A 10,871-nucleotide genomic window follows, 5' to 3' on the forward strand; every position below is an offset into this window, starting at 1 on the left:
TGTGCTTGCGTTCTGAACCTTGTACAACCAGTACATTTGATACCGAATTATAAACAAAACATTGCATCCAACTTTTTCAATATGGACAATAGTTGTCCATATGGTGGTTTTATATTCGATAAATCAATGGATTTCATTGAGTCATAGGACTGGTAATGGATGAAAATGCTTTAGGGTTTGCCTCATACTGGCGCAACTCGCTTGCGGACGCTGAGTCAGGAAAGGGCAGTTTTGAACGGAAAGACGCCAAAAATTTCACTCATTGGCATGGGATAGCGGCGGGACGTCTTGACGAAGCGATTGTCAGTAAATTTTTTAAGGGAGAAAAAGACGATGTCGAAACGGTCGATGTCATCTTGCGCCCAAAAGTTTATTTCCGGTTACTGCAGCATGGTAAGGACCGTTCTGCAGGTGCGCCTGATATTGTTACCCCGATAGTGACGCCAGCCTTGCTAAGCCGTGAGGGTTTTTTATATCCGACGCCAGCGACCTCCATTCCCAGAGACCTGCTTGAACCTTTGCCAAAAGGAGCATTTTCGATTGGTGAGATTGGGCAGTATGACAAATACAAGACGACCCATACCACGTTCTCTATCAACTTTGATGACAGCGTTGATAAGACTGCCGAAACGGATGAAGAACGGGAAGAACGATATGCAGCCTTGCAGCAGGAGTGGCGTCAATATCTGGATGATTCAGAGAGGCTGCTGAAGAACGTTGCCGGCGACTGGATTAAAAATCCTGAGCAATATGAACTCGCTGAGCACGGTTATATTGTTAAAACGGCGCAATCTGGCGGTGCCAGTTTCCATATCCTTTCTCTTTATGATCACCTGCTTGTTTGCAATAAGGATGTGCCGCTCTTCAATCGATTCGCCTCGCGAGAGGTTCATGCTGCAGAGTCTTTGCTGGCCCCTGGAGCAAAATTCAGCGACAGGCTTGGACACTCCGGAGATAAGTTTCCGCTGGCAAAGGCTCAGCGCGATGCCTTAAGCCATTTTCTGGATGCTAAACATGGCGATATCCTTGCTGTTAATGGCCCTCCTGGAACCGGAAAAACCACGCTGGTGCTTTCTATCATCGCCACGCAGTGGGCCAGAGCGGCTCTCGAAAAATCTGAGCCTCCGGTTATTATCGCGACTTCAACGAATAACCAGGCTGTAACGAACATTATTGAGGCATTCGGGAAAGACTTTTCGCAAGGTTCAGGTGCGATGGCCGGGCGATGGTTGCCAGAGCTGAAAAGCTTCGGCGCTTATTTTCCCTCAGGCAGCCGTAAAGCTGAAGCAGCCAAAAAATATCAAACTGAAGATTTCTTCAACCAGGTTGAGTCAAAAGAGTATGTAGAAGATGCACTGCTGTTTTATCTGGAAAAGGCTAAGGCAGCCTTTCCTGAAAAAGAGTGTTCATCCCCTGAAAAGGTCATTGAACTCCTGCATGGTCAGTTGGCAGCAAAATCCGAGCAACTGATAAGACTGAACGCAACATGGCAAAAGTTAAGCCAGATTCGGGCTGCGCGTGAGCTTATTGCTAATGATATTGAGCAATATCTCAATAATTTAAATAAATTACTTTCCGGACAAGAACAAAAAATCACTCTACTGAAGAGTGCTAAAACGGAATGGAAAAAATATCGCGCCGGTGAATCACTGATCTATTCATTATTTTCCTGGCTTCCGGCGGTTCGCAGTAAGCGACAGTACCAAATACAGCTGTTTCTCGAAGATAAATTAGGTGCGCTGATTGCAGGAAATCAATGGTCTGATCCTGAAACTATCGAACGTAATATTGATGGGCTGCTCAATTCCGCTGAGCGCGAGCAAACAACATACCGGCAGCAGATTGACTCCGCCCATGAAATCATTCTTAAAGAACAGCAGGCGGTTCAGGAGTGGCAGAGACTGGCTCTTGATTTAGGGTATGAGGGCGACGAGGAACTGAGCTTCTCACAGGCCGATGAACTGGCTGATACGCAGATTCGCTTCCCTGCATTTTTACTGACGACTCACTACTGGGAAGGTCGTTGGCTGATGGATATGGCCAGCATTGATGATCTGCAGGAAGAGAAGAAGAAAAAAGGCGCTAAAGGGGTAACCGCCCGTTGGCAACGTCGAATGAAACTCACTCCATGTGTGGTGATGACATGCTATATGCTGCCCGGCAATATGCAGATAAGTGAGCACAAAGGACAGCGTAAATTCGAGAAAAGTTATTTGTATGATTTTGCCGATTTACTCATTGTCGATGAAGCCGGGCAGGTGCTTCCTGAAGTGGCTGCTGCCTCGTTTGCATTAGCTAAGAAGGCATTAGTGATTGGCGATACGGAGCAGATCCCGCCAATATGGAGTATTGCTCCTGCGATTGATATCGGTAACATGCTGGCGGAAAAAATTCTGTCTGGCAGTACGCAAGAAGAGATTACCGAGAAATATACGGCAATCGCAGACCTTGGTAAAAGTGCCGCATCTGGCAGCGTTATGAAAATAGCGCAGTTTGCTTCGCGCTATCAATATGATCCCGAACTGGCTCGTGGTATGTACCTATATGAACACCGCCGGTGCTACGACAATATTATTGGATACTGTAATACGCTCTGCTATCACGGTAAGTTGTTGCCTAAAAGAGGGCGTGAAGAGAGCAATTTAATGCCCGCAATGGGGTATCTCCATATTGATGGTAAAGGAGAGCTGGCAAGTAGTGGAAGTCGATATAATTTGCTTGAGGCTGAAACGATAGCGGTCTGGTTGGCAGAGAACCAGCAAAATATTGAAGCGCATTACGGTAAATCGCTTCATGAAGTTGTCGGTATTGTGACGCCTTTTAGCGCTCAGGTATCCACTATCAAACAGGTGCTGGGCAAACAAGGTATCAGTACAGGCACGAATGAAAAGTCGCTCACAGTGGGCACCGTGCACTCTCTTCAGGGAGCGGAAAGAGCGATTGTGATATTCTCGCCAGTCTATTCAAAACATGAAGACGGCGGGTTTATTGATAGCGATAACAGCATGCTGAATGTTGCAGTCTCCCGTGCGAAGGACAGTTTTCTGGTCTTCGGCGATATGGACCTGTTTGAGGTCCAGCCAGCCTCATCGCCACGGGGATTACTGGCAAAATACCTCTTTGAGTCAGAGAAGAATGCGCTCTCTTTTGATTATAAAGAGCGTAAGGATTTAAAAACCGCCGGGACCAAAATCTACACACTTCATGGTGTGGAGCAACATGATAATTTCCTGAATCAGACATTTGAAAATACCAGTAAACACATCACGATAGTTTCTCCATGGCTGACCTGGCAAAGGCTGGAGCAAACCGGTTTTCTTGATTCCATGATTGCGGCGTGTTCACGTGGAATTAACGTCACGATAGTCACTGACAGAAGCTACAACACTGAACATAATGATTTTGAGAAGCGAAAAGAGAAGCAGCAGAACTTTAAAGCGGCGCTGGAGAAACTGAATGCGCTGGGTATTGCTACAAAGCTGGTAAACCGTGTTCATAGCAAAATTGTTATTGGTGATGATGGTTTGCTGTGCGTGGGATCGTTCAACTGGTTTAGTGCGACACGGGAAGCGCGATATGAACGATACGATACATCAATGGTTTATTGCGGTGATAACCTGAAGGGTGAGATTGAGGCTATTTATAATAGTCTTGAGAGGCGGCAGGTTTAGAGCAGGAATGGTGAGTAGCCATCTTACCGATCGTTTTCGAGCGTAAGATGGCTGAATGGAATGGCTATTATTGCACAGTCCTTAATTATAACATTCATACCGACATGATTATCTTCTGTCCGGAAGAATCAGAGGCTGTGGTTTCAGACTGTCTGCCGGTACATTCCTGTCTCCGTTAAAAACAATAACGGGTTCATTATCTTCGTCTGTCAGCGGATTGAATGGCGGTATATTTTCAGTACGAATGCCGGTCAGCCACTGAAAAATACCTGCGAAATGACGGGCACTGATTTTTCTGCTGACGGACTGATGAGACGTGATGTCACTGGCGGTAATAATCAGGGGAACGCTGTAGCCTCCTTGTATATGGCCATCATGATGAACAGGATTAGCACTGTCGCTGACCGACAGACCATGGTCAGAAAAGTAAAGCATGGCAAAATGACGGGAGTGCCGGCGAAGGATACCATCAAGCTGACCGAGAAAGTTATCCAGTTTACTGATGCTGGCGAGGTAACAGGCAATCTTTCGGGGATACTGCTCCAGGTAATGATTCGGCCAGGAGTTAAGTCGGTCACACGGATTCGGATGAGAGCCAATCATGTGCAGGAATATCACCTTCGGAGAGGATTTATCCGCCAGTGCACGTTCTGTTTCCTGTAACAACAACATGTCATCCGTTTTACGGGAAGCAAAGCTGCCTTTCTTGAGGAAAACGGTATGCTCCGCATCAGAAGCAATAACAGAGATGCGTGTATCATGCTCCCCCAGTTTTCCCTGATTGGATATCCACCATGTGCTGTATCCTGCTTTTGCTGCCAGCGCCACCACGTTGTTGCCGGAGTCAGGGTTCTGCGCATAGTCATAAATCAGTGTCCGGCTCAGGGAAGGTACGGTACTGGCTGCTGCCGATGTATAGCCGTCAATAAATAAACCGGGAGCCGTATTCAGCCATGGTGTGGTTGGCACGGGATAGCCATATACCGACATATAATCCCTGCGCACACTCTCACCAGTAACGATAACAATCGTGTCATACAACGGTGTTCCCGGCAGGATTTTCCAGTTGTCAGCCCCGTGCTGACTCAGTTGTTTATAACGCTGCATTTCACGCAATGTGTCAGTTGTTCCCACAACAATTCCTTTAACCATCCGCAACGGCCAGCTGTTTACAGAGCATAATACGAACAGCAGCAGTGCCAGCCAGTTACGGTGACCGCGGTGGTGTGTCCGCCAGAAAATCACCATGAATACCAGAATCGCGGCACTGACCAGAAAATGATAAACAGGAATCATCCCGGTAAACTCTGCAGCCTCATCAGCCGTGGTCTGCAGCAACGCGACAATAAAACTGTTGTTGATTTTACCGTACGTCATACCCGCAGGCGCATACAGTGCACAACAGAACAGAAATAACAGCGTTGTAATGGATGTGAGGGTATTTCTGTGTGCAAGGAGCAGAAGGAGAAACAGAAGCAGCACATTTCCTGTGGCATTCTTCTCAGTGTATCCGCATGCAATTGTGGTTATCACAGAAATAACAAAAAAGAATAAAAACAATAAAATCCGGGGTGTGTCGCCCGGACAAAACAGTTTTCTGATATTCATCGGAGTATATCGACAACATTATTATGAAGAGAACAGGATAATAAAAATCAGAAATTATCTGTAAAACAGATAACAGACAACCCTGCAGCAATAGACTGCAGGGTGTTTCTGTTTAATTGCAGAAGATATACAATTATATTAATTACAGAATATTCGTGATTATCTCTCGGGAACAGTGTTGTCAGAAGTTATAAGTCACACCAAGCATGATGTCATGACTTTTAACATCAACTTCTGACTTATATTTATCGCCCCACTCGTCCTTGTAACTCACACTGCTGTCACCTGCATCAAGATAGCGATAGCTGAGGTCCAGAGCGATATCCGGGGTTACGTCATAGCGGACACCCGCGCCAAGGTTCCATGCGAAGTTGTCAGCAGAGCCTGAACGTGACAACGATTCGCGACCACTGCTTCCGTACTCATAATCCCAGGTACTGATACCGGTTGTTTTCTGGTGAATTCTGGCGTAGCCAATCCCTGCAGATATCCAAGGTGTGAATGCGCTGTCATTCCGGAAGTCATAGTACGCATTCAGCATTAGTGTGTTGACTGACACCTCATTCTTCAGGTCATCACGCCAGTAACCACCTGACCAACTGTCTTTATCTACGTTATACTTCGAATCAGCTTTTCCACGAGCGTAAAACTCCAGTTCTGTACGAACCGGAATACTGAACTGCGGATAAAAATCATAACCAGCCGCGATACCACCACTGAATACCGTATCATGGTCATCGCCGCCTTTATACTTTGACGTTTCTTCCTCATCTCCTGACAGGAAACGCTGGTCTGAAAGTGACACCACAGAGGTACCGGCTTTACCGGTCAGATAAAAACCGCTTTTACCTTCCTCAGCACCTGCATTTGCTGCAAATACACAGGCTGCGGCCACCACTGAAACAGCAAAAACCTTTTTCATTTCAATTATCTCCGTTATTGCTCCGTTGCTGCAAGCAGTACTCAGTGCATTTTAAAACCCGCCATGCTATAGCCTCAATCGAATAAAATCGATCGAATCGATCGATGATATCGATCGTCATTAACCAGAAATTTTTATCGTATTCAGTCAGCACAGACACAACAAATGCATGCCATGCAGGCAGCCATGCCCCGTCGCGACAGATGGTAGCAGTGGGCTGGCGAAGAGCAGAATTAATAAAATTTGTTTATTCTGTCAGGAGATAAGGTGTCACCTGTTCATGAACACAATTAAGGAAGAGACATACATGAGCTGACTGGCAGTCCAGAGTGCATGCGGTTACAAGCCGGAAAGGTGAACCGGTATAACCAGTGAGCAGAGTTTGTGAAGGGGGGATATAAAAAAGCCCACTGCATGGCTGCGGGTAAAGAGTCAGTTATTTCCGGCGTTTTTCAAGGTAGTTGTCGCCTGATGTAATAAAATTACGTTATGCCGCTTCTTTTTCTGGATTCAGATAAACTGCCTGAATGAGTTCCCAGTCACGCAACTGTTTGCTCCAGCGCTCAGGATGACGCTTGCGAGCTTCGCGATAAACTTTTTTTCTGGCTTCCAGTATTTGTGCATCAATTCCGCGATGGCGTTCATCCGGAGTAACATACTTAATACCGCTGTGCTTGTGTTCCAGGTTGTACCATTACGTGAACTTGCTTAACCAACTTCTGGCTTCATCTATGGTTCGAAAACCATTCTCCGGCCACCATGAACAATACTTAATCGTCCGGAAGAGCGATTCGGAATAAAGAAGTGTTACTGGCAGTTCTTTCATCGCATCAGTGAAAACCAGCAGGGCACTGCTCACCAGAGCAACACAGGAAAGTGAACCCGAACAAAAGTTCCTGTACCATTTTCTCCCAGCAGACGTGAGGCTTGTTCCAGTGACGCTGGTATACGTCCCAGCCGGACATCAAGTGCGCCGATGGCTATTGCCTGAAATCGCATCGTACAGCAAATCACCAACAGGACACCGACAGACATTAAAGGTAACCCCCTGTAATCCAGTAGTTCCGACAGCCAGCGGTCATTTAGGGAGTCAGAAAACCAATCGCCAGAATCGTGCCCGGAAAGGCATAACCCAGCGACGCCCCTCTCATCACACCGCGCCTGAACAGTGGCATAGCGTTGAGGAATTCCGGGCATTCCAGACTACGAGCAGACTGACAAAAATTACGACAAAGCGTTGAAGGAAGCCAGCGCGCGGACTGACAGGACTTTACCATAAAAACACAGGCTAACCGCGCCTGCGTTTTTAATGACGGATAAACAGAATCAGGTGCCGATTATGCCGCCGTCGGCTTTTACGATAACGACAGTTGAGGAGCGCGGACGACCAGCCTTATCGCCGTCAGGCCAGCTTGATACTGCCGTCGGATGCTGCGGATCGCTAAGCCCTTCGCTTGGCTCGCCAGGGTGCTGGATGTTAATAAACAGCGTCCGGTTATCCGGAGTGAACGCGATGCCGGTGATTTCGCAGCCGCGCGGGCCGGTCAGGAAGCGGCGGAACTCATTGGTACCGGGGATCGTCGCCACCATCTGGTTGTTGCCCATGCCTTTGTAATCTTTACTATTGATGGTTGATGACGACACGTCGGTCTGGATCCATAGCACGCCGCGGTGATCGAAGCTCAGGCCATCGGCGCTGCCGAATTCCGCCCCCTTCATGCTGCCTTTGGTTTCCGGTTTGTCCGTATCGGTGCGACCGCCCATCACAAGAATATCCCAGGCAAACTGCAGCGCGGTCGGGTCACCGTTATGCTCCAACCAGTGAATGATGTGGCCGTAAACGTTTTTGGCGCGCGGGTTGGCCGCATCCACTGGCGCTTTTCCTTCCTTACCGCGATCGCTGTTGTTGGTGAGCGTGCAGTAAACGCTGCCGGCGTGATATGGATCGACCGCAATCCACTCCGGGCGGTCCATTTTAGTGGCCCCCACGGCGTCTGCCGCCAGACGGGTTTTAATCAACAGGTCGCCCTGGTTTTCAAACCCTTTACTGGCGTCGAGCCCATTTTGTCCGAACACCAGCGGTAGCCACTCGCCTTTGCCGTCGTCGTTAAATTTCGCCACGTACAGAGTGCCTTTTTCCAGCAGGTGCATGTTGGCTTTGCGATCCTGCGGGTTGAATTTTCCTTCCGAGACAAATTTATATATGTATTCGAATTTCTGGTCATCGCCCATATAGACCACAACGCGGTTATCCGGGGCAATTGTCACCGCTGCGCCTTCGTGTTTGATGCGACCAAGCGCGGTGTGCTTGCGCGGCACTGAATGCGGATCGTATGGATCGATTTCCACCACCCAGCCGAAGCGGTTCGGCTCGTTCGGCGTGGCGTCGACGCTGAACCTTTTATCCACTTCGTTCCAGCGGTAAGAGTCGTCGCTCCCGCTGATACCGTAACGTTTTTCCAGCGGGTTCATCTCTGCTTTTTTTACGAAAATATCGGACCAGTTCTCTTCACACGTCAGATAGGTGCCCCACGGCGTAAATCCGTTGGCACAGTTCTGCATGGTGCCGAGAATGATTTCGCCTTTCGGATCGTCAACTGTTTGCATCAGTGGGTTATGCAGCGCCGGACCGGTGATTTTCATCGGCGTGTTAACGGTGATGCGGCGTGCGAAAGATGACGGGCGCACCACTTCCCAGCCCAGGGGCACTTTTTTTACTTCAATGACCGACACGCCCATCGCGTTCTGGCCTTTAAGAGCTTTATCGGCGCTCCAGTTGGCATCGCCATCTTTAAACAGTAGACCGTTATCGATGTATTCATGGTTTATGGCAAGCAGGCCGTGATCGGAGCTGTTCCCGCCCTGCGGCAGGCTAAACCACGCCATGCCGTCGTGGTGCATCCCGGCCTGCGCCGCCTGTTCTTCCGTGGTGTTGCTACCGTCGGTTTTAAAAACCGGCAGATTTCCGGCAATCCCGGTGGCGTCGCCCCATTTGTAGAAGGGCTTCGCGATGTATCCTTCCGGCACGATAACGGTATCTTCCGTGGAAACCGGCAGGCTGGTGAAACCGAGCGTCGTCGCTTTGCCGAGGTTACCGCTTGCTTTGGAGACCACTTTCGCCAGCGCGTTTTCCTGTTTCAGCAGAAATGGGAACGCTGCCGCGGCACCGGCGACCGTGCCTGCCTGTAACAGACGGCGGCGTGACAAATAGACTTCCGCCACCTGCGAAAACGCGCGGTTATCGCTCGGGTTACTGATTTCTTCACTATGCTCACGTTTGAATAAAGTTTTTAACGGTCTGCCCATTGCGGTTTCCTTTCAAAAAATCGATTTCAAGGGGAATCATTTTTATGCACGTGAGTCTACGGAAAGATTGTTACGGAAATATAACAATTGTCATAAAAAACCGGCGATAAAATCATCTATGGTCGGGACGCGGTTTCAGGTATGATGTGAGGCTAGAATTCTGAACGCTCTCTTTTGTTGAGCATATATGGACGTCCCAGATGAGGCAAGTACTGGTTCGATGCGGTTTGCGACCATATATCCGGCGTCGTTAGTAGGTTCAATGACCTGCGCCATGATGTTATCCGGGCCCTATTTCCTAATCACTACACCGGTATTTGATTACCCAGGTCAACTTCAGACTGTTACAGGGGCGGTAGCCGTTATCTCATCAGTGAATGTAAACTCAGTTAAAAATATTTTCTATAACTTACTGTTTTTCTTTAATTCATCACAACGGCCTTCTGCATATTAAAATCAATACTATCGCTCAAAACACGCCAGATGATTCTTGTCAGCTTATTCGCCAGCGCACCAGTGGTTTTCAGGAACCCTCGACGGGCTTCCATCCTTTGCAGACAAATACTCAGACTGTCAGTGAGCTTTTTCACACAGCGCATTACAGACTGAAATGGCACACTGAATTTGGTCACCTGAACAGAGGTGATATGCTCACCTCAGAACAAGACTGGTGCCCTAATGAAAAAAAGAAATTTTAGCGCAGAGTTTAAACGCTAATCCGCCCAACTGGTTGTTGACCAGAACTATACGGTGGCAGATGCCGCCAAAGCTATGGATATCGGCCTTTCCACAATGACAAGATGGGTCAAACAACTGCGTGATGAGCGTCAGGGCAAAACACTAAAAGCCTCTCCGATGACACCAGAACAAATCGAAATACGTGAGCTGAGGAAAAAGCTACAACGCATTGAAATGGAGAATGAAATATTAAAAAGGCTACTGCACTCTTGATGTCAGCCTCCCTGAACAGTTCTCTATAATAGGGAAACTCAGGACACGTTATCCTTTGGTCACTCTCTGTGTAGTGGATCGGTAATTCAGGACACCTCATTTTCACTGTTAATGTTAAAAAGTGAAAATGAGGTGATGCATGATCAAAACTCGTCGGACTAAACGTACCTTTTCCCCGGAGTTCAAGCTTGAAGCTATCGAACAGGTGGTTAAATACCAGCGTGATGTCAGAGAAGTCGCGCTGGCACTCGAGCTCAACCCTGACCATTTGCGTAAATAGATACGGTTGTATAAGCAGGAACTTCAGGGTATTGAGCCCGCTGGTAATGCTATTACTCCTGAACAACGCTAAATTAAGGTAAGCGTACAGCCTGAACCGTCTGGTCAGAATCTGACGAATTAGACAAAGTGGT

Annotated in this window: 4 protein-coding genes and 3 pseudogenes; 3 read left to right on the forward strand and 4 right to left on the reverse strand. The window is 48.0% G+C overall.

All coding sequences use genetic code 11. The features are described 5' to 3' along the window. The first annotated feature begins 155 nt into the window (after positions 1-155). A complete protein-coding gene (locus HEN33_RS22810; protein WP_021572001.1) occupies positions 156-3,671 on the forward strand; it encodes an AAA domain-containing protein in 3,516 nt (1,171 codons plus the stop codon). 108 nt (positions 3,672-3,779) lie between these two features. Here the strand turns inward: HEN33_RS22810 and HEN33_RS22815 are convergent, their stop codons facing one another. The 4 genes and pseudogenes from HEN33_RS22815 to HEN33_RS22835 form a co-directional block, all read right to left on the reverse strand. Continuing rightward, positions 3,780-5,279 carry a phosphoethanolamine transferase gene (locus HEN33_RS22815; protein ID WP_176263488.1) on the reverse strand — a complete coding sequence of 500 codons (1,500 nt, stop codon included), beginning with the start codon at positions 5,277-5,279 and terminating at the stop codon, positions 3,780-3,782. 181 nt (positions 5,280-5,460) lie between these two features. Continuing rightward, the gene (locus HEN33_RS22820) at positions 5,461-6,201 is read right to left on the reverse strand and encodes an outer membrane protein (RefSeq protein ID WP_000755103.1); all 741 of its coding nucleotides are present in this window, start codon (positions 6,199-6,201) and stop codon (positions 5,461-5,463) included. A gap of 772 nt (positions 6,202-6,973) precedes the next feature. Continuing rightward, a pseudogene (locus HEN33_RS26515) lies at positions 6,974-7,432 on the reverse strand (iron ABC transporter permease); the annotation flags it as partial. 95 nt (positions 7,433-7,527) lie between these two features. Next, entirely contained in the window at positions 7,528-9,507 is a 1,980-nt protein-coding gene (locus HEN33_RS22835) for a PhoX family protein (protein WP_029400569.1), read from the reverse strand. Positions 9,508-10,233: 726 nt separating this feature from the next. Here HEN33_RS22835 and HEN33_RS22840 point away from each other — a divergent pair. Next, positions 10,234-10,534, forward strand: a pseudogene (locus tag HEN33_RS22840) (transposase); the annotation flags it as partial. Positions 10,535-10,597: 63 nt separating this feature from the next. After that, positions 10,598-10,807 (forward strand): annotated as a pseudogene (locus HEN33_RS22845) (transposase); the annotation flags it as partial. Positions 10,808-10,871: the final 64 nt, after the last annotated feature.

It is taken from the genome of Escherichia sp. 94.0001, assembly GCF_013369155.2.
Classification (GTDB): Bacteria; Pseudomonadota; Gammaproteobacteria; order Enterobacterales; family Enterobacteriaceae; genus Escherichia; species Escherichia coli_F.